Source organism: Micromonospora sp. NPDC005173, from assembly GCF_040608515.1.
Classification (GTDB): domain Bacteria; phylum Actinomycetota; class Actinomycetes; order Mycobacteriales; family Micromonosporaceae; genus Micromonospora.
Map to the genome: position 1 here is coordinate 227,431 of NZ_JBEXIK010000002.1, position 24,788 is coordinate 252,218.

Genomic DNA, 24,788 nt, shown 5'->3' on the forward strand with positions numbered 1-24,788 from the left:
TTCCCGACACCGTAGGGCAGTTCCGCCACACATTGCCCCGGTCACCTCGGGCGTAACCACCGGCTGCCGGCCGTCGCCGACACGGTAGCGTCTGCGGCGTGACCGCCGACCAGGATCTCGACGCCGGCCTGCCGATCCGCCTGCTGCACGACCGGGTGCTGGTACGGATGGAGGGCAGCGAAGGCGAGCGCCGCTCCACCGCCGGCATCGTCATCCCGGCGACCGCCACGGTCGGCAAGCGCCTCGCCTGGGCCACCGCCGTCGGGGTGGGGCCGAACGTCCGCGCCATCGTCTCCGGCGACCGGGTGCTCTTCGACCCGGACGACCGCTCCGAGGTCGAGCTGCACGGCCGTGGGTACGTGCTGCTGCGGGAGCGGGACGTGCACGCCGTGGCCGCCGAGCGCGTCGACAACGACTCCACCGGCCTCTACCTCTGAGACCTCCCCCAACCCCGCGCCGCACACCGGCGGCCGGGCACCGGCGCGCGGCGTCGCTCCGTTTGCCGGGCCGCACGACGGGAAGCCATCCGGCGACCGTGGCCCTGGGGAGGGACGATGCCGGTATTCGTGAAGAAGCTGTTGGCCTGGGGCAGCCTCGCGTTCCTGATCTACTTCATGGCGTTCCGGCCGGACGGTGCCGCGCAGATGTTCAAGGCGATCGGGGCGATGCTGGTCGCGATGGCCCAGGGCCTCGGTGACTTCCTCACCACCCTGATGACCTGAGCCGCCCTGATGACCTGAGCCGCCGGCCTCACATCAGTGTTGACCGGGCGGCCAGGGCGCGGGCGCCGCCGGCCGCACGCCGTACCAGCCGGGCGGGGCGTACCCCACCGGGGGTGGCGGCGCGGCCAGCAGCACCGGAATCGGCACCACCGGCTCGTCCGGCGCGGCCACCGGACGCTGCGAACCGTCCGGGAAGCGCAGGTGGTAGCGGCTGCCGTCCCAGACCCCGACCGGGGCCTGCGGGTCCCGACCCACGAAGAACGACCGGTACGAGGTGATCGACTCCAGCAGCTCCCGCTCCTCACGAGCCGTCCGCTCCCGATCGGCCGGCTTGCGGTCCAGGCCGCGCAGCGTCCCGTCGCGCAGCAGGGCCAACCGGGTGGCGGCGAACTGGTACCCCCGCATCGCCCGCACCCCGGCGTCCCCGGCCACCCGACGCGCCCAGCTACGGGCCGCGTGCCGGCGACCGAGGCTGCTCAACGCGGCCACCTCGGGCGGGCTCAGCCAGCCGGCGCGCACGTAGTCCGGCAGCGTCCGCTCGGTGAGCCGCCCCTCCCACGCACGCAGCCACACCGCCAGCCCCACCATGCCGAAGAAGACCGGCACCATGAGGCCCAGGAAGCCGTACAGCATGATCACCGTCTCGCCGGTGGCCTGGGTCAGCGTGGGCAGCAGGTTCCAGGTGCCGTGCAACATCATGGCCAGCAGCAGGCCGGCGACCGGTGCGAGCACCCGGACCCGGCGGTCGGCCGTCCGGGCGGCGACACCCAGCCCCACACCGGTCATCGAGGTGAAAAGCGGATGGGCGAAGCCGAACAGCAGGATCCGCACGATGAAGATCGCGATGACCTGCTGGGTGCCGGTCGCCGGGCCGTACCGGTCGGCGCCGGCCGCGTAGCCGTACCCGCCCAGGTAGAGGATGTTCTCCACCATGGCGAAGCCGACCGCGGAGAGCCCGCAGTAGACCAGGCCGTCGGTGATCCCGGACCACTCCCGGCGACGGAACACCAGCAGCAGGATCGGGCCGAGGGCCTTGGTCAGCTCCTCGATGAACGGCGCCACCAGCACGCCGGTGAGCGCGGTCGGCAGTCCCCAGTCATTGAACCGGGCGGCGGCGAACTCGTTCACGGTGAGCGAGGCGGCCGTGGAGACGAACGCACCCCAGGCGAAGCAGAAGATCAGGTACTTCAACGGCTCCGGCTCGTAGCGGTCCAGCCAGAGGAAGCAGGCGACCAGCACCGGCACCGGCAGGACGGCGGCGACCAGCCCGATCAGCAACGCCTCGACGCCGAGCGACTGGCCGAGCGTGAAGACCATGAAGCCCGCGCAGGCGGCGATGAACAACACCACCCCGGCCAGCACCAGGAACCGCCGCCGGTCCAGTCGGCGCAGCGGCATCCGGGGCGCCTCGCCGGCGGACGGGGCTGCGGGCGCGGGCGGCGACGGCAGGGGTGCACCGGGCGGGGTGTCGGCCATGCGGTCAGCGTAGCCATCCCCCGCCGGCTGGTTTGGTCGCATCGGCAGTCGCTATGCTGCCGGCAGGTCACGAGCGCCAGCGTCAAGCCCCGGCTTGCTGGCCGGCAACCCTCGTCGAGTTCGCGGTGGGGTGCCCCGGGTGATGACCGGGCCCAGCCCGATCGGCGTGCTGGGCAAGCGCGGACCCCGTCCCGACACCAGACCCGGGGTCCCTGACCCCGGAGGTTCCGGCGTGTCCGTCACCCTCGTACCCTCGCTCCCCACCCGGTCCGCCGTGGCGCCCGCGCCGGCCCCGTCGGCGCCGCTCGACGTACTCGGCGTACCGGGCGAGATCAACCTGGACTACGCGGCCAGCGCGCCGTGCGCGCAGGCCGCCGCCGACGCGGTGGCCGAGCTGCTGCCCTGGTACGCCAGCGTGCATCGCGGTGCCGGAGCGCTGTCCCGGCACTGCACGCTGGCCTACGAGCGGGCCCGGCAGACGGTCGGTGACTTCTTCGGCGCCCGCGCCGAGGACCACGTGATCTTCACCCGCAACACCACCGACGCGCTCAACCTGCTGGCCCGGGCGCTGCCCGCCGGCACGACGGTGGTCACCTTCGCCGGCGAGCACCACGCCAACCTGCTGCCCTGGCCGCGCGGCTCGGTCCGGCTGCCGGTGCCCACCGACCCCGCCGGGGCGGTGCGCGCCCTCGCCGCCGCCCTCACCGAGCTGCGCCGGGACAGCAACCCGGCGCTGCCCGTACTGGTCGCGGTGACCGGGGCGAGCAACGTGACCGGCGAGCGATGGCCGGTCGCCGAGCTGGCCCGGGTGGCCCACCGGCACGGGGCCCGGATCGCCCTGGACGCCGCGCAGCTCGCCCCGCACGCCCCGGTCGACCTGCTCGCGCTCGACGTGGACTACCTGGCCGTCTCGGGCCACAAGCTGTACGCGCCGTTCGGCGCGGGCGTGTTGATCGGCCGGGCGGACTGGCTGGACGTCGCTCCGCCGTACCTGGCCGGTGGTGGCGCCACCAGCCACGTCGGGCCGGCCACCCACGACGTGACCTGGACGACCGGCCCGGCCCGACACGAGGGCGGTACCCCGAACCTGGTCGGCGCGGTGGCGCTGGCCGCGGTGTGCGCGGCGCTGGCCGACGCGGACCGGTTCGCGCTGGCGGCCCGCGAGCAGGCACTGCTGGCCCGGCTGCGGACCGGCATCGCCGCCCTGCCGCACGTGGTGGAGCTGCGCACCTTCGGCCCGGACGCGCCCCGGGTCGGCATCGTGTCGTTCGTGGTCGCCGGGTGGGACTCCGCCGACGTGGCCGCCCGGCTGGCCGCCGAGCACCGGATCGGCGTGCGGGACGGGCTGTTCTGCGCCCATCCGCTGGCCCGGCGGCTGCTCGCCGAGGCGGCGGGGCGTACCGGCCGGCGGGACCTGCCGCCCACCGCCCTGCGCGCCAGCATCGGCCTGGGCAGCACGGCCGCGCAGGTGGACCGGCTTCTCGCCGCACTCGCCGCGTTGGGCTGAGGGCGGGCGGAGCGCCGCGGCCCCGGTCAGCCGACCGGTGGGGCGGTGGGCGGCTTCGGCGCCTCGCCCGGCTCGGCCGGTTCACCGATCGGCCGCTCCTGCTCCCCGAAGGCGGTACGGATCCACCGGTTCGCCTCCTCCTGGTCGATCCCGGAGGCCACCAGCAGGTCGCTCGCCGTGGTCCGGATCTGGGCGATCACCACGCTGCCCGAGAAGCCGACCCCGGCTCCGTACGCCCGACCGGCCTCGCTGACCGCCCGCAGCGACCGCTCCCGGGCCTTCTCCGGCTCCTCGCCCACGGCGAACTCGTGCTTGAGCAGCCGGACCGACTCGGCGAGGTGGCTGATGCCGTCCGGCATCGGATCCGGCACCGTCTCCTCGTCCTCGATCAGCGTCACGGCCCGGCGGATCAGCGTGCCGGTGTTGCGCATCGCCCGGTCGATCGGGTCGGCCGCCTCCGCGTAGTGGGTCAGCTCGTCGCGCCGGTGCCAGCGGGCCGGGGAGAGGGTGGCGGTCTCCTTCGCCCCCTCGATCGCCTCGGCCAACGTGGCCAGTTCCTCCTTGTTGTTGCGCAATCGTTCGAGCGCCTGCTGGATGCCGGCGCGGTCCCGGTTGCGCAGCCCGTCGGCCGTGGCGTCGAGCTGGGCGGCGAGCAGGTCCAGCGCCGGTCGGGCAGCGCGATTGAGCACCCGGAGCGGGTTCAGCGGCAGCAGCACCGCCGTCACCAGCAGCGCGATCCCACCACCGAGGAACGCGTCGACGAAGCGCGGGATCTCCAGATTCTCGGTCTGCGGACTCAGCGTGACGATCAGCACGGCCGTCGCCGCCGCCTGGATGACGATGGCCACGCTGGCCCCGGCGAAGATGGTGAGCAGGATCGCGACCGTGACCACCAGGCCGAGCTGCCACGCCCCGGTGCCCAGCAGGTAGATCAGGAAGTCGCCGATGGCCACCCCGATCCCCACCCCGACGATCAGTTCCACGGTCCGGCGGAACCGCTGACCGACCGACGCGGCCAGGGTGCCGACCGCGGAGATCGGCGCGAACACCGGCTGCGGGTTGCCGAGCAGCCGGTGCGAGACGTAGTACGCCAACCCGGCGGCCAACCCGGCCTGCACGGCCAGCCCGCCGGCCATTCGCACCCGGTGCAGCCGGTCGTGCAGCGTGGCCCGACTGCGATGGCGCAGCTCCTCGGTGGCCTCGGCGATCCGCGCGCCGTCGATGTCCACCAACCCTTCGCGCAGCGCCGTACGCCGCACCATCGGAGGTCGCTTGTCCCGGGGCACGGCCATGGGCGCGACTACCCGTGGCACGCGCGCTGAATCCTCCCGCTCCGCGCGCTCCCGTCGGATGCGGCAGACTCGGGCGGTGGCCGATCTGTTGGACCGGTGGCGGGCGGCAGCCCGGGGCGCCGGGGCGAAGCCCGGCGCGGACACGACCCGGGCCGGGGAGCAACTGCTCTCCCGGTGGCGGGAGCCGCACCGGCACTACCACACGGCGGTGCACCTGACCGCCGTGCTGGACGTGGTGGACCGGCACGCGGGGCTGGCCGACCGAGCCGACCTGGTCCGGCTGGCGGCCTGGTGCCACGACGCGGTCTACGACCCGCGGGCCGCCGGCGACGCCAACGAACGGGACAGCGCCACGCTGGCGGGGACCGTGCTCACCGAGCTCGGGGTGCCGGCGCCCGCGGTGGCCGAGGTGCGCCGGCTGGTGCTGCTCACCGCCGGGCACGTGGTGGCCCCGGGCGACCGGGACGGCGAGCTGCTCTGCGACGCGGACCTCGCTGTGCTGGCCGCCCCGCCGGCCATCTACGACCGCTATGCGGCGGCCATCCGGCGGGAGTACGCGCACGTTCCGGAGCCGGCCTTTCGGGTGGGCCGGGCCATGGTGCTCACCGGCCTGCTGGCGCTGCCGGCGCTGTTCCGGCTGCCACCGCTGGCCGGCCGGTGGGAACAGCCGGCCCGGAACAACCTGCGCCGCGAACTGGCCACGCTCACCGCTGCCGGGCCGCCGGCGGACTGACCAGATGCTTCGGGCGGCGCAGGCCGGCGTCCCGGAGCAGCCGGACCAGCTCCCGGCTCGGCACCACCTGGGCACCGAGCCACACCGCCGCCGCGAACCGCTCGGCCGGAATGTCGTAGTGGTCCCGGTCGAAGCCGCGCCGGGGCGCACCCAGCGCCTCGGCGAAGGCGTGCAGTTCGGCGTAGGAGACGTCGCTGATCAGGTGCGACCAGAGCCGACCGCGCCACGGCCAGGCAGGCCGGTCCAGGTAGAGCATGGTGCCCAAGTTAGCCCGCGCAGTTGATCACGTTGATGATCGGCGGTCGGCAACCTAGCCTCAGCTACATGGCCCCCACCCCACTCCTCGACGACCTGCGCGCGGCGCTGGGCGAGACCGCCGTGCTCACCGACCCGGACCTGCTGCGCATGCACCAGCGGGACGAGGCCGACCTCTGCGCCGCCGGCACCCCGCTGGTGGTGACCCGCCCGCGCACCACCGAGCAGGTGGTCGCGGTGATCCGGGCGGCGGCGCGGCACGGCGTACCCGTGGTGCCGCAGGGCGCGCGGACCGGGCTGGCCGGCGCGGCCAACGCCGTGGACGGCGCGGTGGTGCTGAGCACCGTCGCCATGGACGAGATCCGGGAGATCGACCCGGTGAGCCGGATCGCGGTGGTCCAGCCGGGGGTGGTCAACGCGGCGCTGGCCGCGGCGGTGGCCAAGCAGGGGCTCTGGTACCCGCCGGACCCCGGCTCCTGGGAGTCGTCCACCATCGGCGGCAACGTGGCCACCAACGCCGGCGGCATGTGCTGCGTCAAGTACGGCGTGACCACCGAGTACGTGCTCGGCCTGGAGGTGGTGCTCGCCTCCGGCGAGGTGCTGCGCACCGGCCGGCGTACCGCCAAGGGGGTGGCCGGCTACGACCTGACCCGGCTCTTCGTCGGCTCGGAGGGCACCCTCGGGGTGATCACCGAGGTGACCGTCGCGCTGCGCCCCGCCCCGGCCGAATCGCTGACCCTGGTGGCGGTCTTCCCCTCCACTGCGGCGGCTGGCGCGGCGGTGGCCGAGATCGCCGCCCGAGGGCTCACCCCCAGCCTGCTGGAACTGCTGGACCAGACCCACCTGCGGGCGATCGAGGCGTACCAGCCGATGGGGCTGCGGACCGACGCCCAGGCTCTGCTGCTGGCAGCCGCGGACACCGGCAGCCGGGCCGCGGACGACCTGGCCGGCCTGGCCGAGGTGTGCGAGGCAGCCGGCGCCGACGAGGTCTACGTGGCCACCGACGCGGTGGAGGCGGCGGCGCTGCTGCAGGCCCGGCGCCTGGCCCACCCGGCGATGGAGAAGTTCGCGGCCGACGCCTACCCGGGCGGCAACGGCGGCCTGGTGATCGACGACGTGGCGGTGCCGCGCGGCTCGCTCGCCGCCCTGCTGGACGGCGTGGCCCGAATCGCGGTGGACTGCGACGTGCCGATCGGCGTGGTGGGGCACGCCGGAGACGGCAACATGCACCCGAACATCGTGGTCGACCGGGCCGACCCGGCGAGCCTGGAACGGGGTCGGCGGGCGTTCGACGAGATCATGCAGCTCGGCCTGGACCTGGGCGGCACCTGCACGGGCGAGCACGGCGTGGGGCTGCTCAAGCGGGACTGGCTGGCCCGGGAGATCGGCCCGGTCGGGGTCCGGGTGCACCACGCCATCAAGTCGGCGCTGGACCCGGACGGCCTACTCAACCCCGGCAAGGTGCTCTGACCCGGACCCGGACCCGGACCCGGCGAGGCCCGGCCGACGCCTCGGTGCAGGATCAGCCCTCGACCTCGGCCGGGGTCGCCTGGGTGAGCAGCAGCAGGATCTCCCCGGCGACCTTCGTGCGCTCCTCGCCGGGGCAGTCCTGCGAGGTGACCAGCCCGGCGGAGGTGAGCAGGCTGGAGGTCAGCGCGTCGATGCAGGTCGGCCGGTACTGCCGGACCTGATCGGTCTCCTTGGCCAGCGTCGGGTCGGCGAGCAGCACCTGGAGCCGTTCGGTCTGCTCCGGGGCGAGGGTGCCCCGGGAGGTGACCCCGTCACCGGCACAGTCGAGGCACTGCCACGCCCCGTCCCGCTCGACGCTCAGCGTGCGCAGCGGGCCGTCGGCCCCGAGCCTCTGGAGCAGGCTGACCTGCCCCGCGGCGACCGTCGTGGGAACCTCGAGCGCCGGCCCGCCGGCCGCGGCTCCGGCCGACTGCACCCCCGGTGTGTCGCCGCCGTTCCGGTCGAACAGCGAGCACCCGGTCAGGGCGCTGGCCAGCGCCGCAGCGAGAAGGGGAATGAGCAGGCGGGAGGGCGCGCGGTACAGCACGCGCGGAAACCTACCCCACCGTAGGTTCGACCGAAACCACCATCCGGGCCGGTATCGATGGTTACCCTTCGGTAACGTTTCTTTTCGTCACCGAGTGGACGGGCGCAACTCAGCCTGATCGTCGTCGCCACCCCGGTCGGCCGCGAAGCCCCGAACGTCCGGAGCGCCGAGCCGGGCCGCGTCCGCAGCGGCGTCGTCCGGCATCAGTTGGGACTGCCGCTCCGCCTCCACCCGTGCCCGGTAGTGCTCGACCTCGCGTGCCTGGGTGGCCGCGTCCCAGCCGAGCACCGCGCCCATCAACTCGGCGGCGTGCTCCGCCGACTCCAGCCCCCGGTGGCTGGTCTCGAAGGAGATCCGGGTCCGCCGGGTCAGCACGTCCTCCAGGTGCAGGGCGCCCTCGGCCCGCGCCGCGTAGGTGACCTCCGCGGCCAGGTACTCCGGGGCACCGGCCAGCGGGGAGGCGAGCAGGGGATCGGCGTCGGCCAGCGCCAGCAGGTCCAGCGTGAGGGTGCCGTACCGCTCCAGCAGGTGCTCCACCACGCCCACCGGTACGCCGTGCCGGCGGGCCAGGTCGGCCCGGTCCCGCCACATGGCCGGGTAGCCGTCGGCGCCAAGCAGCGGCAGGTCGGCGGTACGCGAGGCGCGCGCCCCGCCCAACCGCCTGGCGGCCCGGTCGACCACATCGGAGGCCATCACCCGGTACGTCGTGTACTTGCCGCCGGCGACCAGCAGCAGCCCGAGCATCGGCTCGAAGACCGCGTGCTCCCGGGACAGCTTCGAGGTGGAGTCGGCCTCGCCGGCCAGCAGCGGACGCAGCCCGGCGTAGACGCCCTCGATGTCGGCGGTCGTCAGCGGCCGGTCCAGTACGACGTTGACCTGCTGCAGGAGGTAGTCGATGTCGCGGGCCGAGGCAGCCGGGTGGGACCTGTCCAGCCGCCAATCGGTGTCGGTGGTGCCGATGATCCAGTGCCCGCCCCACGGGATGACGAAGAGCACCGAGCTCGCCGTACGCAGGATGAGCCCGGTCTCGCCGGTGATCGCCGAGCGGGGCACCACCAGGTGCACCCCCTTGGAAGCGCGCACCCGGACGCCGGGCCGCAGGCCCACGTCGTTGAGCATCCGGGACATGTCGTCGCTCCACACCCCGGTGGCGGCGATGACGGTGCGGGCGTGCACCTCGAACTCCGCGTCCGGTGAGCCGGCCGGCGCCTCCAGGTCACGGACCCGGACGCCGGTCACCTCACGCGCCTGCCGGATCAGCCCGACGGCGCGGGCGCTGCTCACCACCGTGGCGCCGAGGCTGGCCGCGGTGCGGGCCAGCGTGACCACCAGCCGGGCGTCGTCGACCTGCCCGTCGTAGTACCGGATCGCCCCGGCCAGCGCGTCGGCCCGCAGGCTCGGGAAGATCCGCCGGGCACCCTCGCGGGTCAGGTGCCGGTGCAGAGGCATGCCCCGGCCACCGCCGAAGACCCCTGCGAAGGCGTCGTAGGCGGCGACGCCAGCGCCGTAGTACGAGCGGCGGAAGATCCGGGCGGGCAGGTCCCGCAGGCCCCGACCGGCCGGCAGCGGCACCAGGAACGGCACCGGGCGGACCAGGTGTGGCGCGAGCCGGGTGGCCAGCAGGCCGCGCTCGGTCAGCGCCTCGTGGACCAGGTGGAACTCCAACTGCTCCAGGTAGCGCAAACCACCGTGGATGAGCTTGCTGGACCGGCTGGAGGTGCCCGCGGCAAGATCGCGTGCCTCGACCAGGGCCACCTTCAGGCCCCGGGAGGCCGCGTCCAGGGCGGCGCCGGCACCGGTCACCCCACCCCCGATGACCAGCACGTCGAAGCGCTCGCCGCGGAGTCGGCGCAGGTCGGCAGCGCGGCGGACCGGCGAGAGCTGACCGGCTACGGATCGGGAGATATTGGGGTCGCGCACCTGTCCACCGTAACCGCCGATGCCATCGTGCCGACATGCGCCGCCCGCCCCGTACTGTTCACGTCATGCAGGTCGGCTCTCCGTCACCCGCTGGTCCACCGTCGCACCACCAGCCGTCGTACCCGGGCCGGGCCAGTCCGTGGCCGGTGGTCGCGGCCGTGCTGGCCGGCTGCTGGACGGTGGGGGTCACCGTGGCCACCCAGGCGGGTGGCTGGCTCACCGACCAGGTGCTGCTGGGCTTCGGACGGGACCGGATCGGTTCGCTCTGGCCGCTGCTGGGCCTTGCCACCGTCGTGCTGGTGGGCACGCCCGCGCTGCTGCTGGCCCTGCTGCCCCGGTCGGCCGCGGTCCGCGCCACCGGCCGGGCCTGGCTGGGCGGGGCGCTCGCGCTCGGTGTGCTCACGCTGCTGCGAATCGTGCCGCCGGTGCACCACGAGGCGTACCTCGCCGCGCTGGCCGCCACGGCGGCGCTCACCGCGCTCGTGCTGCGCTGGACGGCACGCCGCTCGGCGCGCCGCTCAACGTCCGGCGGGTCGATCGGCGCGACGCCCGGCAGGGACGCCGCCGCACCCCCGATCGGAAGCGCCGCGTCCGGCGACATCGCCAGTGCCCCCGAGCCGACTGGAAGCGCCGCGCTGGCGGACATCATCGGCGGCTCGGCCGGACCCGGGCGGAGGCCGGCCGGGCCCGGTCCGGTGCCGCTGCTCGCGGTCGCCGCCGGGCTGGCGCTGCTGCTGCCGTGGGCCTGGCTGGGCGCGCTCGGCGGCCTGCTGGAGACCGCGCTCGCCCTGCTGGCGGCGGCCGCACTCGGTGCGCTGGCCGCGACGCTGCTGGACGCCGCCTTCTGGTCCCGGTTCGCGATCGGCCGGCCTCCCCGGCCGGCCCGGTTGGTCCTGGTCGGCGGCCTGGTCGCCGGGGTGACGCTGCTGCTGCTCGCGGCCGGCACCGGCCAGTCCGGCGCGCAGCTACCCGCGCTGCTGACCCTGCCGCCGGTGGGCTTCGCGCTGGCCGCCCTGTGGGCCGCGACCTGGCGTCCGGCCGCCGACGGGACGGCAGACGCCGGGGAACCGACGGCGGACGCCGGGCGCGCTGGTCGGGCGGCGACCGGCTGGCTGGTGGGCCTGACCGTGCTCGGCCCGCTGGCCTTCACCGACCCGGAAGAGATCAGCGTGCTGTTGGCCGGCACCCGCGACGTGCCGTTCTGGGTAGCGGCCGCCGCCGGTGTCGGGCTCGCCGTCGCGGTCCTGGTCGCCATCGGGTACGCGCTGCTGCTGGCCCGGCCGGCGGCCCGCACGCCGAGCCGGCGGATGGCCGCGCTGACCGCAGTGGTGCTGCTGGTCACGGCCGTCGTCGTCGACGTCGGGCCCGGGCAGCCCGGCCTGTACGGCGAACGGCTGCTGGTGGTGCTGCGCGAGCAGGCCGACCTGACCGGCGTGCCGGCCGGTGTGCCGGGCCGGGCGGGGCGGGAGGCCCGGGCGGCGGAGGTGTACCGGCGACTGGTGACCACCGCCGACCGGAGCCAGGCCGACCTCCGTCGGGAGCTGACCCGGCTGCGGCTCAACCCGGTGTCGTACTACCTGGTGAACGCGGTCGAGGTGGACGGCGGTCCGGCGGTGCGGGCCTGGCTCGAGCGCCGACCGGGGGTGGCCCGGGTGCTGGTCAGCCAGCGACTGCGGCCACTGCCGGCCCCGGCCGGGCAGAGCCGGGGCACCGCCCCCGCGCCGACCGGTCCGGAATGGAACATCCGCCAACTCGGCGCCGACCGGGTCTGGTCGCAGCTCGGGGTGACCGGCGCGGGCATCGTGGTGGGCAGCTCGGACTCCGGGGTGGACGGCACCCATCCGGCGCTGCGGGCCGGGTTCCGGGGCGGGGACGACTCCTGGTTCGACCCGTGGGACGGCACCCGGACCCCGACCGACCAGGGCGGGCACGGCACCCACACGGTGGGCAGCGCGGTCGGGCGGGGCGGCATCGGGGTGGCGCCGGACGCGCAGTGGGTGGGCTGCGTCAACCTGGACCGCAACCTGGGCAGCCCGGGGCACTACCTGGAATGCCTTCAGTTCATGCTGGCGCCCTTCCCGGCCGGCGGTGACCCGTTCACCGACGGCCGGCCGGAGCGCGCCCCGCAGGTGCTGACCAACTCGTGGGGCTGCCCACCGATCGAGGGCTGCGACCCGGGTGTGCTGCGACCGGCCACCGCCGCGCTGGATGCCGCCGGGATCTTCGTGGTCGCGGCGGCCGGCAACACCGGCCCATGGTGCGAGTCGATCGCCGACCCGCCCGCGCCGTACCCGGACGTGTTGACCGTGGGCGCGGTGGACGCGCACCGACGGGTTGCCGAGTTCTCCTCGCGGGGGCCAGTGCCGGGCGGCCTTCGCAAGCCGGACGTGCTGGCGCCGGGCGTGGACGTGGTGTCGGCCATGCCGGGCGGGGGGTACGCCGCGCTCGACGGCACCTCGATGGCTACCCCGCAGGTGGCCGGGGTGGTGGCGCTGATGTGGTCGGCGAACCCGGCGCTGGTCGGCGACCTGGCCCGGACGCGGCAGATCCTGCGGGACACCGCCACGCCGGCCGTGCCGACCTACCGCTCCCGCAACGCGGCGGACGCCTGCGGCGGCCCGGCGAACGTCACCGGGGCCGGCCAGGTCGACGCCTACGCCGCCGTCCGAGCCGCCCGGCCCTGAGCCTGCGGCTGTCCTCATCAACACGATGGCGGGAGTCGAAACCGGTACTCGGTGATCTAGGGTCGCGACCATGGACGCCGAGATCACCATCACCGAGCTGACCGTCGACCTGACCCCCGCCGTGGTGCGGCTCTGCGAGCAGGCGCTCGACCTGCCGGAGGACGCCACCGAGGCGGGGCCTGTGGTGGACGCGCTCTGGCCCCGGGCCGCCGCCGACCGGCTGGTCGTCGGGCTGGGCGCGTATCGGGGTGGGGACCTGGTCGGAGTGCTGCTCTGCTCGGTGTCATCGGCCGACCCGGGTCTCGGGCACGTGGACCTGGTCGCGGTGCTTCCGGAGCAGCGTCGCCGGGGTGTCGGCAGGGCGCTGCTGAGGCGGGCCGAGCGGGTGCTCGCCGAGCGCGGGGCGACCGAGGTGCTGCTGGCCGGGAACCCGCCGTACTACGCCTGGCCGGGCATCGACGTGCGCTACACCCCGGCGGTCTGCACCGCCCTGGCACTGGGTTACCGACAGGATCGGACCGCCTGGAACATGACCGCCGACCTGTCGTACGACGAGTCGCCGGCGCTGCGGTCCACCGAGGCGGCGGAGCGGCGGCTGGCCGGGCAGGGCATCACGGTACGTCGGGCGGAGCCGGCGGACCTACCGGCGCTGGCCGCGTTCGCCCGGTCCACCTTCGGTGGCGCGTGGGACGGGGAGCTGGCCGGGTCGGTGGGTCGCGAGGGCGCCGGTTGCCACCTGGCGGAGCGGGCTGGCGAGTTGCTCGGCTTCGCCGCCTACGGTTCGTCCCGACCGAGCTGGTTCGGGCCGATGGGCACCGCGCCGGCCGCCGAGGGTTCGGGCATCGGCGGGGTGCTGCTGCGGCGCTGCCTACGCGACCAACGGTCGGCGGGGCTGGACCGGGCGCAGATCGGTTGGGTCGGGCCGGTGCCGTTCTATTCGGGCAGCGCGGGCGCCCGGATCGAGCGGGTCTTCTTCCTGTACCGACGGACGCTCAACGGCGAATAACGGGCGAATAGGATATAGACCCAGATAGTCCCATTCGCCCGCGTCGGGCATCGACGCCCCCTACCGTTTCGGTAGAGGAGGCAGCCATGACCACGGATGACGACCAGACCGAGGACGGCCCGCCCGTCACCTGGAAACCGGTCGGCGAACTCCCCGGCCAACTGCCGTTCGACCGGCTCGACTACGGCGACGCCGAGCAGTTGGCCGAGATGGCAGAACCGGTGATCGAGGAGCCGCAGGAGATGGTGGACGCTCCCATCCAACTGCCTCCGCCGTACGACCGGGCGCAGAAGCGGCGCAACCAGCGCCCCCTGCCCACCTGACGACGAACGGGGCGGACCGCGTCAGCGGCCCGCCCCGTTCGGTGTCGGAACTGGACTCAGAAGTCCATGTCCCCGCCACCCGGGCCAGCCGGGGCAGCCGGGGTCTTCTCCGGCTTGTCCGCGACAACGGCCTCGGTGGTGAGGAAGAGCGCCGCGATGGAGGCGGCGTTCTGCAGCGCCGAACGAGTCACCTTGGCCGGGTCGATGATGCCCGCGGCCAGCAGGTCCACGTACTCGCCGTTGGCGGCGTTGAGGCCGTGACCCGCTTCGAGGTTACGGACCTTCTCCACCACAACGCCGCCCTCGAGGCCGGCGTTGACGGCGATCTGCCGCAGCGGGGCGTCCAGCGCGACCTTGACGATGTTGGCACCGGTCGCCTCGTCGCCGACCAGGTCCAGCTTGTCAAAGGCGGTCTTGCCGGCCTGCACCAGCGCGACGCCACCACCCGGGACGATGCCCTCTTCGACGGCGGCCTTCGCGTTGCGAACGGCGTCCTCGATGCGGTGCTTGCGCTCCTTGAGCTCGACCTCGGTGGCCGCGCCGACCTTGATCACCGCAACGCCGCCGGCCAGCTTGGCCAGCCGCTCCTGCAGCTTCTCCCGGTCGTAGTCGGAGTCGCTCTTGTCGATCTCGGCCCGGATCTGGTTGACCCGGCCCTGGATCTGCTCGGCGTCGCCGGCACCATCGACGATGGTGGTCTCGTCCTTGGTCACCACGACCTTGCGGGCGCGGCCCAGCATGTCGAGGGCGACGGCGTCCAGCTTGAGGCCGACCTCCTCGCTGATGACCTGGCCACCGGTGAGGATGGCGATGTCGGCGAGCATGGCCTTGCGGCGGTCACCGAAGCCCGGCGCCTTGACGGCGACGGACTTGAAGGTGCCCCGGACCTTGTTGACGACCAGGGTGGCCAGGGCCTCGCCCTCGATGTCCTCGGAGATGATCAGCAGCGGCTTGCCCGACTGCATGACCTTCTCCAGGATCGGGAGCAGGTCCTTGACCGACGAGATCTTGCTGTTGACGATCAGGAGGTAGGGGTCGTCGAAGACGGCCTCCATGCGCTCCGGGTCGGTCATGAAGTAGGCCGAGATGTAGCCCTTGTCGAAGCGCATACCCTCGGTGAGCTCAAGCTCCAGGCCGAAGGTGTTGCTCTCCTCGACGGTGATGACGCCTTCCTTGCCGACCTTGTCCATCGCCTCGGCGATGATCTCGCCGACGGTGCTGTCGCCAGCAGAGATGGAGGCGGTGGAGGCGATCTGCTCCTTGGTCTCGACGTCCTTGGCGAGCTTGGACAGCTCCTCCGAGACGCTCGCGACCGCAGCCTCGATGCCCCGCTTCAGGGCCATCGGGTTGGCGCCAGCGGCCACGTTGCGCAGGCCCTCACGAACCAGGGCCTGGGCCAGGACGGTCGCCGTCGTCGTGCCGTCACCGGCAACGTCGTCGGTCTTCTTGGCGACCTCCTTGACCAGCTCAGCGCCGATCTTCTCGTACGGGTCCTCGAGCTCGATCTCCTTGGCGATGCTCACACCATCGTTGGTGATGGTGGGGGCACCCCACTTCTTCTCGAGCACGACGTTGCGGCCCTTGGGGCCGAGGGTCACCTTTACGGCGTCAGCGAGCTGGTTCATGCCTCGCTCGAGGCCGCGGCGCGCCTCTTCGTCGAACGCGATCATCTTGGCCATACGGCGTTGTCCTCCTGGACACTCACGGGCCACCCGAGATGTGTGCCTCGGATGGGCCGCCTGGTGTACGCACCTTGGGACGTCGCCACCTGGCGACGACGACGTCCTTCGGCCGGGCCGGATAGCCCGCGACGACCGGCCATGTGCCGCCCCGGCGTCTCCACGCCGGTGCAACCTGGCCCCACCGTCCCGACCATTGGCACTCGCGGTATGCGAGTGCCAATACCTTGTTTAGCACTCTCCCCTGCCGAGTGCAAGCACGACTGCCGCTGTCAGCCGAGTTCCGCGGCCAGCCCGGCGCTGTTCACCGGCCCCTCATGAGCCCGCTGCTCGGCGTACGTCACCAGCAGCCCCACCATCTGCGCCAGATAGGCGGGGAGAGCCAGCACCGCTCCGAGGGCGAGAACCAGCACCACGCCGATCGCGGAACCTGGAGCGGCGAGCGGATCGACTCCGAACGGGGCGGTGCCGACCCCCTCCAGCACGCTCGCGACGAAGGTGCCGACAATCACCACCGCACCCACCAGCGCCACCCGCCCCAGCAGCAACCCCAACCGGTCGTGGAACATCCTGAACGACCGGCCGATCGGGTTGTGCCGCTCGAAGAGATAGACCGGCCCGGCCATGCTGAGCGCGAAGGTGAGGTAGATGCCGGGCAGGATGCAGAAGCAGATGCCCAGGCCGACGATCAGGCTGATCGCCAACGTCCACCCCCAGAGCCCGAGCGCCCGGCGCACGCCGTAGCGCAGCGCCTCACCCAAGCTCACCGGCCCACCGGCCGCCTGACGGGTGATCACCCAACTGCCGGCGGCCCAGCCCACGGACTGCACCAACCCGATCAGCACGCTGCCGACGATGATCACCAGGAACAAGGACGCCAGGTCGGTGAAGAAGTTGTCGGGCAGCGAGGTCGACTCGTCGACGGCGTTCGTGTCCCACTCCGCGGTCGGATCCAGCCCGAGCGAGAGCACCGACAGCACCGCCGCCGGCAGCACCTGGGTGAGCAGCAGGATGGGCAGCAGCAACCGCCAACCGCGCTGGAGCGCACCCAGGCACCGGTTGAACCAACCGCTCAGCCCGGCGCCGGGCGGCGTGACCAGCCGGTCGGACGGGTCGATGCCGGGCGGATACCACCCGGCGGCCGGTGGCCCGGGATACCAGTGCTGCCCACCGTACGGCCCGGAACCGATCGGGTAGCCGCCGGTGGGCGGGAACACCCAGCCCTGCGGCGGCGCGCCCGGTGGCGGCCCCCAAGCAGGCACGGTCGGATCCCAGCCGGGCGGACTGCCCGGCGGCGGGCCTCCAGCCGAAGCGGGCGGCGCGGTCGGATCCCAGCCGGGCGGGGTCCCCGGCTGCGGGCCCCAGGGGGACGGCGCGGTTGGGTCCCCGCCGGGCGGGGTGCCCCCGGGCGGGAGCCCAGCGGCACCGGGCGCGGTCGGGTCACCACCGGGCGGCGGGCCGGACGGGTCGGGCTGACCCGGTGGTGGGACGGCCGGGGGCGGCTGGTCGGACATGAACCCTCCTCAGCAACGGCTGGAACGGTTCACGATCCTCCAGGGTCCGGCCGCGCGGCGCAGCCCCGGGCCGGCGGCCTTACTGGCGGTGCCCGCTCAGGCGACGACGCGCACCCGCTCCGCCTGCGGACCCTTCTGGCCCTGGGCGATCTCGAACTCCACCCGCTGACCGTCGTCCAGCGCCTTGTAGCCGTCCATCTCGATCGCGGAGAAGTGGACGAACACGTCCTGACCGCCGTCGACGGCGATGAAGCCGTAACCCTTTTCGGCGTTGAACCACTTCACGGTGCCCTGTGCCACGGTGCACTTCCTCACTCTGCGCGGCGTGCCATGCCCCTGGCGCGCGGCACGGGCCGGCGCCGTCGGACCACCCACTCGGCGATCGATGACTACCGCTGAAACAGGTGACCGAAATCGCACGCTACACGAGGAGTGACGGCCGCGCACGACCACAAATCGGGCGCATCGGCGCCGTTTCCGACAGCACGAAGTCGGCCTCGTTTTCGATCAACCCGATCCACGCTCATGACTACCACGGCGCGGGCAGCCCGCCGGCCGTCCGGCGGCGATCGAGCACGCCGAAACCGTCGTCCACCCCTGTGATAGGCATGCGGGCATGACCACCGATCCGGGCGGAGTCGCCCTCCGGCAGGCGAAGGTCCGTCGGGTCCGGCCGGAGGACGCCGCCCGGATGCGGGCGCTGCGCCTGGAGATGCTCGCCGACGCACCGCTGGCCTTCCTGGAGACCGTGGCCGAGGCCGCGGCCCGCTCCCACACCGAGTACGCCGCCCGGGTCGCGTCCACCGCGACCGGGTCCGGTACCGCGCAGTTCATCGCCGACCCGGGAGGCCGGCTGGTCGGGCATGCCGGGGGCACGGCCGCGCCATACGAGGCGGGGTTGACCGTGATCTACGCCGTCTACGTCACGCCGGCCTGGCGGGGCATGGGGCTACTCGGCGAGCTGGTCGACGAGGTGGCCGCCTGGTCGCGCGCCTGTGGCCGGCCGGAGTTGCTGCTGGAGGTGGTGGTCGGCAACAACCGCGCCTACCGGGCCTACCAGCGGCTCGGCTTCACCGACACCGGCGTACGCGTCCCGCACCCGACCATCCCCGCGCTGACCGAACTCCAAATGCGACGACCAGCCTGAACCCCAAGAACCCTCCCAAGGCAGAACCCCGGTGATGTTTTCCAAGAGCCGGCTGCGTCGCGCCTAGCGTGCGCCGAGAGGGTTTCCGGGGCAGCCCGCCCCGCAGGGATCAAGCCTGACCGCCCGGAGCGGGGCGGGCTGCCCCGGAAACCCCAACAGCAACCAAAGACCAACGATCAGACAGGCCGCCGCGACTGCACGATCCGGAACCGATTCGCCACGTACGCGCCGTCGGTCAGCGCCGAGTTGGCCGCCGCGTTGGCGCCGCTGCCGTGGAAGTCGGAGAAGGCCGCCGACTGGTTCACGAAGACCCCGCCGGTGAGGTTGCAGGACAGGTGCACCCCGACCTCCACCGCCACCGCCTCGGTCGCGTCCAGCACCGCCTCGTCCGTGGAGTAGACCCCCGCGGTGAGCGCGCCCTTCTCGCCGACCGTCCGGTGTAGCAGTTCCAGGCTGTGCGCGGTGGAGTCGGTGGCGATGGCGAACGAGATCGGCCCGAACCACTCCCGGCCGTAGGTCTCCGCGTCGTCCGCGCCCAGCTTCACGATGGTCGGGGTACGCACCACCGCGTCGGCGTACGACGGGTGCGTGACGGCCCGCGACTCCAGCACCGGCTCGCCGACCTTGGTCACCTCGGCCAGCCGCTCCAGCACCCCGTCGTTGACGATGGCACCGGTCAGCTCCACACCCCGGGCCGGGTCGGCGGTCAGCTTGCCGACCGCCGCGGCGATCCCGCCGGCCACCTCGTCGAAGCTCTTGTGTCCCTGGTCGGTCTCGATGCCACCGGCCGGGATGAGGAAGTTCTGCGAGGTGGTGCACATCTGGCCGCTGTACAGGGTCAGCGTGAAACCGAGGTTGCGGCACATGCCGGCGAAGTCGTCGGTGGAGTCGATCACCACCGTGTTCAGCCCGGCCTTCTCGGTGTAGACCGCCGCCTGCCGGGCGTGCGTCTCCAGCCAGTCGCCGTACTCGGTGGAGCCGGTGAAGTCGACGATCTTCACGGCCTGGTGCAGGGCCAGGTCGCTGGCGAGCTTCTCGCCGGGCGTCTCGGCGGCCAGCGTGATCAGGTTCGGGTCGAAGCCGGCCTCGGCGAGCACCTCCCGGGCGTACTTCACGGTGATGGCCAGCGGCAGCACCGCGCGCGGGTGCGGCTTGACGATCACCGGGTTACCGGTGACCAGTGAGGCGAACAGCCCCGGGTACGAGTTCCAGGTCGGGAAGGTGTTGCAGCCGATCACCAGCGCCACCCCGCGGGGCACCACGTGGAACGTCTTGGTCATCCGCAGCGGGTCACCCTTGCCGGCGGACTTCTCCCACCCGGCCGTCGCCGGGTGCCGGGTCATCTCGGCGTACGCGTACGCCAGCGCCTCCAGCGCCCGGTCCAGCGCGTGCGCGCCGCCCGCTTGGAAGGCCATCACGAACGCCTGGCCGCTGGTGAACTGCACCGCGTTGGCCAGCTCGAAGATGTTCTTGTGCAGCCGGTCGAGGATCTCCAGGCAGACGCCCACCCGGGCCTGCGGGCCGGCGTCGCGCCACGCCGGCAGCGCGGCGGTGGCGGCGGCGACCAACTGGTCCACACCGGCGTGCGGGTAGCGCACCGCCAACTCCACCCCGAACGGGCTCGCCTCGGTGGCGACCCGGTCGCCGGTGTCCGGCTGGTCGAGGGGGAAGTCGCCACCCAGGTACGCCTCGAAGGCGGCCTTGCCGTCGGCGGCGGCGGTCTCGCCGTACACCCGAGGGCTGGGGGACTCGGGATAGGCGGACCAGTAGCCCCGCTCCGTGATCGCGGTCAGCGCACGGTTGAGGGTGTCGGCGTGCCTGTCGTACAGGGGATGCGGGGTCTCCGTCATGCCCGCCATCATGCCTGAGGAGCGCCCGTGAGCAGTAGCGCCGATACCCGTCAGAGAGTGAGCTGCCAGTTGCTCCAGGAGTCCACCGGGCGGAACCCGAGCCGCTCGTTGATCGCCACCATGTAGCTGTTGCTCGCCGCGTTGAAGGTGTCGATGACGCGTACCTCCTGCTCGTGGGTGAGCAGATGATGCAGGTTCTCAATCTTGGCGAGCAGGCCGAGCCGGTGCCCCCGGTGGGCCGGGTCGACGATGGTGATCTGTTGGAACGCGTGCCAGTCGGCGGAGGCGCCCACGTCCAGCAGCGTCCAGGCGACCAGCCGGCCGGACTCCTCGTGCAGCACCCCGAGGTTGTAGCGCCGCCGACCCCGGGCGTCCAGGGCCCGTTCGGTGCCGCGGATCCGCTCGGCGTCCACCTGCTCCGGTTCCCACTGCACGTCTCCCATGGGCGCGTCCATGAGCAGCCTGCCGTCCAGGTAGGCGACGTCCGCCACGTACTCCTGCGGGGTCGCACCCTGCCAGCAGACCGACCGGTAGCCCTCGGCCAGGGCGTGCGCCTCGGCCAGCGCCGCCCGCAGCGCGACCCGGTCGATGGTGCCGACCTCGAGTCGGCGACGCACCTCGGCCAGCGCGGACTGGGCTCCGGTCGCGGCGGCGAACGCGTCACCCGCCACCGTTCGGGCCGGCCCGTCGGGCAGCGCCGAGACGGTCATCGCGACCACCCGCTTGCGTCCGCGCTCGCGCAGCAGGCGTACCCCGTGCTCGTGCAGTGCCCGACCGACGCCCCGCCGCCGCAGCTCGGGATGCACCACCAGCTCGGCGGTGGCGTTTTCGGTGTTGTCGAGCTGCGGCAGGTCCAGCTGGACATAGCCGGCCGGTACGCCGTCCAGTCGGGCCAGCGCCCAGAGCGTCTCGGTGCCGGGCATCGGCGTGTGGAAGAACGCGTCGAAGCGACGCCGGCAGAAGGGCGGGAAGTCCGGGAGATCGGCGTCGTTGGCCGCCGCGCCGATCCGGTACGCCTCGTCGACCGAAGCTCGGTCGGCGCCGTCGAACGACGCGATGGTGATGCTCATGCCGCCGAGCGTGCACCCCGGGAAAGCGATCGGGCCAGCGAATATTCGCTGGCCCGATCGAACGTGGTCGGGAGGGACACTCGCACAACGCCTCCGGCGCTGGGTCGCAAGAACTTCAAAAGTCTCCGGCGAAATGCCCTCCCGCAGGGAGCATCTTGCGCCGTCCGGTTCCTGCCGTCAAGTCCAGAGCGGTGGGTTTTCCACACTCACTGCGAAAAGCCAGTTACCCGGCGGATCGGCCCGATCCCCCGTCCGGGCGATCCCCTATCCCCCGCCCGACCCTGCCAGCCCCACCCCTCCGGCGCGGCGCGGGGCTGGGCGGGGGGTGTGATCAGCCCAGGAGGCCGGCGTCGCGGGCCGCGCGGAGGGACGGCTTGATGTGGTGGGTCGGGCCGACCTGGCCGGCTACCGCGTCGATGGTCTTCAGCCCCTCACCGGTGTTGAACACCACGGTCTCCGCCGTCGGGTCGAGCCGACCGGACTCGACCAGCTTGCGCAGCACCGCCACGGTGACCCCGCCGGCGGTCTCCGCGAAGACGCCGGTGGTACGGGCCAGCTGCCGGATGCCGGCGCGGATCTCGTCGTCGTCGGCGTACTCCATCCAACCGTCGGTGCGGCGGACCGCCTCCAGGGCGTAGAGGCCGGCGGCCGGGTCGCCGATGTTCAGCGACTTGGCGATGCCGGTGGGCTTGACCGGGGTGATCGTGTCGGTATCGGCGTGCAGAGCGGTGGCGATCGGGTTGCAGCCTGCGGACTGGGCACCGAAGACCTTCCAGCCGCCGGCCGGCGCCTCGACCAGCCCGATCTCGACCAGCTCGGAGAACGCCTTGTCAATCTTGGTGAGCAGTTCGCCGCTGGCCATCGGGATGACCACCTGGGCCGGGATCCGCCAGCCGAGCTGCTCGGCCACCTCGTAGCCGAGGGTCTTGGAGCCCTCCGCGTAGTACGGCCGGACGTTGACGTTGACGAACGCCGTGTCCTCGAACTCGTCGGTCTCCACCAACTCGCCGCAGAGGCGGTTCACGTCGTCGTACGAGCCGTCGATGGCGACCAGGTCGCCGCCGTAGACCGCGGTGGTGATGACCTTGCCCTGCTCCAGGTCACTGGGGATGAAGACCACCGAGGGCACCCCGGCCCGGGCGGCGTGCGCGGCCACCGAGTTGGCCAGGTTGCCGGTCGAGGCGCAGGCGAACCGGCTGAAGCCGAGCGCGCGGGCGGCGGTGAGCGCCACCGAGACGACCCGGTCCTTGAACGAGTGGGTCGGGTTGGCGCTGTCGTCCTTGACCCAGAGCGGTGCGGTGATGCCCAGCTCGGCGGCCAGGTGCGGGGCCGCCACCAGCGGGGTGAGCCCCGGGTCGAGGGTCACCCGGGTGGACGGGTCCTGACCGGCGGGCAGCAGCGCGGCGTACCGCCAGATGTTGTTCGGGCCGGCCTCGATCTGCTCACGGGTGACGGCGGCCAGGGCGGCGGTGTCGTAGTCGACCTCCAGCGGGCCGAAACACTCGTAACAGGCGTGCTGGGCGGCGAGCGGGTAGCGGGCCGAACAGGCACGGCACACCAGGGCTCGGGCGGGGCTGGAGGAGGTGTCGATGCCAGGGGTGGCGAGCGTCGACGTCATGTCGAGGAGTCCTCTCATCTTTCCCCACACCGCACGGTGCGGCGGGGACGGAATTGGCACCTGCCCCGCGGGTCGCTCAGCGGTGAGCGCGCGGGGTGGTTGCCGGGGCGTCGTCGGGCCGTATCCCTCAGCCCCTCTGGATGAGGTATTCAGTTGTGCCGTCGAGTCTAGGCAACGCCGGGCGCCGCCTCCACCGCAGATCCCAGTGGGTGGGTCAGCGGTTGGCCACCGCCACCGGGTCGACCACCGCGACCGGATCGGTCACCGCAGTCGGTTGGGGCAGCGACGGGGTCACGGTCCGGGCCCGGGTGGCGAGGTTCGCGGCGATCAAGGCGGCGATGGTGATCGCGGCCCCGACCAGCTCGATCGGCTCCGGCCGGTAGCCGCGGACGATCTGCACCGTGAAGGTGGTCACCGGCACCAGGTTCATGAACAGGGCGGCATTGGCGGCTCCGAGCCGCTGCACGCCGGTGTTCCAGGCCAGCACCGCGATCACCGCGCCCATGATCACGGCGTACGCCAACTGCGGGGCGACCGCCACGAGGTCGGCGGCGGCCGGCGCGTGCTGCCATCCGATTCCGTCGGCGAGCACGCTCGCGGCGAGCATGGCGGCCGTGCCGGCGAGCGCGGTCAGCGTGGTGTACCGCAGCGGCGACCAGGTGCCGAACTGGCTGGCGCCGTGGGTGTAGATCGCCCAGCCGAGCACCGCGCCGATCATCATCAGCCCGCCGAGGCCGAACTGACCGAGCCCGGTCAGGCTCCCGCGGGTGATCACCAGGCCGACGCCGAGGAGCGCCACCAGGGAGAGGGCCAGCAGGAGGGGCTTCGGGCGTACGCCGTCGCGAGCCCAGCGGACCAGTTGGGTGATCACCGGGGTGGTGGCCACGAAGAGGGCGATCTGCTGCGGGGCGGCGTGCTCGAGCGCCAGGTTGGTGAGCACGTTGAAGCCGGCGAAGCCGACCACACCGAGCACCGCCACCTCGACGGCCCGACCGCCGAGCCGCAGCGCACCGGCACCCTCGCGGAGCAGCAGGATGGCGACCAGGATGAGGGCGGCCAGCAGGTAGCGAGCGGTGGTCAGGTTGAGCGGATCAACCCGGGTCAGCGCACTGGCCAGGACCGGGAACATCACTCCCCAGCTGAGCACGGCGAGAAGCGGATAGGCGGCGGAACGGGGACGCATCGTCAGCTCCAATGTTCGAGAATCGTCGAACCAACGACACCGACCCTAGGGACTTGTTCGACGATTGTCGAACAACGGTTACACTGGTCACATGGAGCCGCACGAACCCGACCTGACCGCCGTACCGGTCACCACTGTGCTGGCCGCACTCGCCGACGACGTGCGGCTACAGATCGTCCGGGCGCTCGCCGAGGGCGGCGAGTTCGCCTGCAACACCTTCGAGTTCGGCGTCTCCAAGGCGACCCGCAGCCACCACCTCAAGGTGCTGCGCGAGGCCGGCCTGACCCGCACCCGAGCCGCCGGCACCAGCCGCTACGTCCGCCTCCGGCGAGACGAGCTGGAGCGCCTCTACCCCGGCCTCCTGAACGCCGTCCTCACCCCCGCCCCGCCCGCCCCGAGCCGCGCCGCCCCGAGCCGCCCCGAGCCAGCCTGAGAGCGGCCGGCACCGCTGGCGACGCGACGTGACGGCGGGCTGACGAGCCCGGCGGTCGGGAGTAACGGACTGCCTGCACGCCCTGTCGAGCTGCCCCAGATATGGGGCGGGGTTGGACGTCGGCGTTACCACCGCTGGATGCCGGATTGTGCGCTTGCCTCAGCATGCCGGCTGTGTGCCGGGTCAATGACCGCCGGCCGCTACACGCGGACGAGCGATGTCCCCAACGATTCAGCTCCAGAGGCACCCGAAAGCCCTCGTCAGGTCCGTGCCGAGAGGGAACGGCGGCAGAGCAGCCGCCCCAGCAGAGCAGCCAGCCC

Annotated in this window: 22 protein-coding genes and 2 riboswitches; of the genes, 10 read left to right on the forward strand and 12 right to left on the reverse strand. The window is 73.0% G+C overall.

Annotated features, from left to right (window positions below):
• The first annotated feature begins 98 nt into the window (after window positions 1-98).
• Together ABZV00_RS04090 and ABZV00_RS04095 are read left to right on the forward strand one after the other, a co-directional pair.
• On the forward strand, window positions 99-437 hold the full coding sequence (locus ABZV00_RS04090) for a co-chaperone GroES (protein WP_328420927.1): 339 nt from the start codon (window positions 99-101) through the stop codon (window positions 435-437).
• Window positions 438-554: 117 nt separating this feature from the next.
• Window positions 555-722: a hypothetical protein gene (locus tag ABZV00_RS04095; protein ID WP_328420929.1), complete on the forward strand. Its 168-nt coding sequence runs from the start codon at window positions 555-557 to the stop codon at window positions 720-722.
• A 33-nt stretch (window positions 723-755) separates the two neighbouring features.
• On the opposite strand, the gene ABZV00_RS04100 is transcribed toward ABZV00_RS04095, so the two are convergent.
• Window positions 756-2,240 carry a PrsW family intramembrane metalloprotease gene (locus ABZV00_RS04100; RefSeq protein ID WP_355601671.1) on the reverse strand — a complete coding sequence of 495 codons (1,485 nt, stop codon included), beginning with the start codon at window positions 2,238-2,240 and terminating at the stop codon, window positions 756-758.
• A 23-nt stretch (window positions 2,241-2,263) separates the two neighbouring features.
• A riboswitch (SAM riboswitch) is annotated at window positions 2,264-2,384 on the forward strand.
• A gap of 46 nt (window positions 2,385-2,430) precedes the next feature.
• On the opposite strand from ABZV00_RS04100, the gene ABZV00_RS04105 reads away from it, so the two are divergent.
• Entirely contained in the window at window positions 2,431-3,705 is a 1,275-nt protein-coding gene (locus ABZV00_RS04105) for an aminotransferase class V-fold PLP-dependent enzyme (RefSeq protein ID WP_355601673.1), read from the forward strand.
• A gap of 26 nt (window positions 3,706-3,731) precedes the next feature.
• On the opposite strand, the gene ABZV00_RS04110 is transcribed toward ABZV00_RS04105, so the two are convergent.
• The gene (locus ABZV00_RS04110; RefSeq protein ID WP_355602017.1) at window positions 3,732-4,934 is read right to left on the reverse strand and encodes an FUSC family protein; all 1,203 of its coding nucleotides are present in this window, start codon (window positions 4,932-4,934) and stop codon (window positions 3,732-3,734) included.
• 139 nt (window positions 4,935-5,073) lie between these two features.
• Here ABZV00_RS04110 and ABZV00_RS04115 point away from each other — a divergent pair, with 139 nt between their 5' ends.
• Window positions 5,074-5,730: a metal-dependent phosphohydrolase gene (locus ABZV00_RS04115; protein WP_355601675.1), complete on the forward strand. Its 657-nt coding sequence runs from the start codon at window positions 5,074-5,076 to the stop codon at window positions 5,728-5,730.
• Here the strand turns inward: ABZV00_RS04115 and ABZV00_RS04120 are convergent.
• Complete coding sequence (locus tag ABZV00_RS04120; RefSeq protein ID WP_328420937.1) at window positions 5,702-5,986, reverse strand: DUF4031 domain-containing protein; 285 nt, start codon at window positions 5,984-5,986, stop codon at window positions 5,702-5,704. The genes ABZV00_RS04115 and ABZV00_RS04120 overlap by 29 nt on opposite strands.
• A 68-nt stretch (window positions 5,987-6,054) precedes the next feature.
• On the opposite strand from ABZV00_RS04120, the gene ABZV00_RS04125 reads away from it, so the two are divergent.
• Window positions 6,055-7,455: an FAD-linked oxidase C-terminal domain-containing protein gene (locus ABZV00_RS04125; RefSeq protein WP_355601677.1), complete on the forward strand. Its 1,401-nt coding sequence runs from the start codon at window positions 6,055-6,057 to the stop codon at window positions 7,453-7,455.
• A gap of 52 nt (window positions 7,456-7,507) precedes the next feature.
• Here the strand turns inward: ABZV00_RS04125 and ABZV00_RS04130 are convergent, their stop codons facing one another.
• Together ABZV00_RS04130 and ABZV00_RS04135 are read right to left on the reverse strand one after the other, a co-directional pair.
• The gene (locus tag ABZV00_RS04130) at window positions 7,508-8,041 is read right to left on the reverse strand and encodes a hypothetical protein (protein WP_355601679.1); all 534 of its coding nucleotides are present in this window, start codon (window positions 8,039-8,041) and stop codon (window positions 7,508-7,510) included.
• An 87-nt stretch (window positions 8,042-8,128) separates the two neighbouring features.
• Window positions 8,129-9,946 carry a glycerol-3-phosphate dehydrogenase/oxidase gene (locus ABZV00_RS04135; RefSeq protein ID WP_328426131.1) on the reverse strand — a complete coding sequence of 606 codons (1,818 nt, stop codon included), beginning with the start codon at window positions 9,944-9,946 and terminating at the stop codon, window positions 8,129-8,131.
• Window positions 9,947-10,026: 80 nt separating this feature from the next.
• On the opposite strand from ABZV00_RS04135, the gene ABZV00_RS04140 reads away from it, so the two are divergent.
• The 3 genes from ABZV00_RS04140 (at window position 10,027) to ABZV00_RS04150 (ending at window position 13,974) form a co-directional block, all read left to right on the forward strand.
• The gene (locus tag ABZV00_RS04140) at window positions 10,027-12,645 is read left to right on the forward strand and encodes a S8 family serine peptidase (RefSeq protein ID WP_355601681.1); all 2,619 of its coding nucleotides are present in this window, start codon (window positions 10,027-10,029) and stop codon (window positions 12,643-12,645) included.
• A gap of 70 nt (window positions 12,646-12,715) precedes the next feature.
• On the forward strand, window positions 12,716-13,651 hold the full coding sequence (locus ABZV00_RS04145) for a GNAT family N-acetyltransferase (protein WP_355601683.1): 936 nt from the start codon (window positions 12,716-12,718) through the stop codon (window positions 13,649-13,651).
• An 86-nt stretch (window positions 13,652-13,737) separates the two neighbouring features.
• Entirely contained in the window at window positions 13,738-13,974 is a 237-nt protein-coding gene (locus ABZV00_RS04150) for a hypothetical protein (protein WP_328420946.1), read from the forward strand.
• Window positions 13,975-14,030: 56 nt separating this feature from the next.
• Here ABZV00_RS04150 and groL read toward each other — a convergent pair whose 3' ends face one another.
• From groL to ABZV00_RS04165, 3 genes are all read right to left on the reverse strand, one after another.
• Window positions 14,031-15,653, reverse strand: coding sequence for a chaperonin GroEL (groL, locus tag ABZV00_RS04155; RefSeq protein ID WP_328420948.1), 1,623 nt, complete (start codon window positions 15,651-15,653; stop codon window positions 14,031-14,033).
• Window positions 15,654-15,925: 272 nt separating this feature from the next.
• On the reverse strand, window positions 15,926-16,915 hold the full coding sequence (locus tag ABZV00_RS04160) for a hypothetical protein (protein ID WP_355601685.1): 990 nt from the start codon (window positions 16,913-16,915) through the stop codon (window positions 15,926-15,928).
• A 348-nt stretch (window positions 16,916-17,263) separates the two neighbouring features.
• On the reverse strand, window positions 17,264-17,467 hold the full coding sequence (locus tag ABZV00_RS04165) for a cold-shock protein (RefSeq protein ID WP_007073263.1): 204 nt from the start codon (window positions 17,465-17,467) through the stop codon (window positions 17,264-17,266).
• A gap of 316 nt (window positions 17,468-17,783) precedes the next feature.
• On the opposite strand from ABZV00_RS04165, the gene ABZV00_RS04170 reads away from it, so the two are divergent.
• Window positions 17,784-18,314, forward strand: a complete 531-nt coding sequence (locus ABZV00_RS04170) for a GNAT family N-acetyltransferase (protein ID WP_355601688.1) — start codon at window positions 17,784-17,786, stop codon at window positions 18,312-18,314.
• 176 nt (window positions 18,315-18,490) lie between these two features.
• Here the strand turns inward: ABZV00_RS04170 and paaN are convergent, their stop codons facing one another.
• The 4 genes from paaN to ABZV00_RS04190 form a co-directional block, all read right to left on the reverse strand.
• A complete protein-coding gene (gene paaN, locus ABZV00_RS04175; protein WP_355601689.1) occupies window positions 18,491-20,164 on the reverse strand; it encodes a phenylacetic acid degradation protein PaaN in 1,674 nt (557 codons plus the stop codon).
• 50 nt (window positions 20,165-20,214) lie between these two features.
• The gene (locus ABZV00_RS04180; protein WP_355601691.1) at window positions 20,215-21,234 is read right to left on the reverse strand and encodes a GNAT family N-acetyltransferase; all 1,020 of its coding nucleotides are present in this window, start codon (window positions 21,232-21,234) and stop codon (window positions 20,215-20,217) included.
• Between the two features lie 331 nt (window positions 21,235-21,565).
• Window positions 21,566-22,852: a threonine synthase gene (gene thrC, locus ABZV00_RS04185; protein WP_355601693.1), complete on the reverse strand. Its 1,287-nt coding sequence runs from the start codon at window positions 22,850-22,852 to the stop codon at window positions 21,566-21,568.
• An 11-nt stretch (window positions 22,853-22,863) separates the two neighbouring features.
• Window positions 22,864-22,999, reverse strand: a riboswitch (SAM riboswitch).
• A 67-nt stretch (window positions 23,000-23,066) separates the two neighbouring features.
• Entirely contained in the window at window positions 23,067-24,035 is a 969-nt protein-coding gene (locus ABZV00_RS04190) for a DMT family transporter (protein ID WP_355601695.1), read from the reverse strand.
• A 91-nt stretch (window positions 24,036-24,126) separates the two neighbouring features.
• On the opposite strand from ABZV00_RS04190, the gene ABZV00_RS04195 reads away from it, so the two are divergent.
• Complete coding sequence (locus ABZV00_RS04195) at window positions 24,127-24,468, forward strand: metalloregulator ArsR/SmtB family transcription factor (RefSeq protein ID WP_355601697.1); 342 nt, start codon at window positions 24,127-24,129, stop codon at window positions 24,466-24,468.
• The last annotated feature ends 320 nt before the right edge of the window (window positions 24,469-24,788 follow it).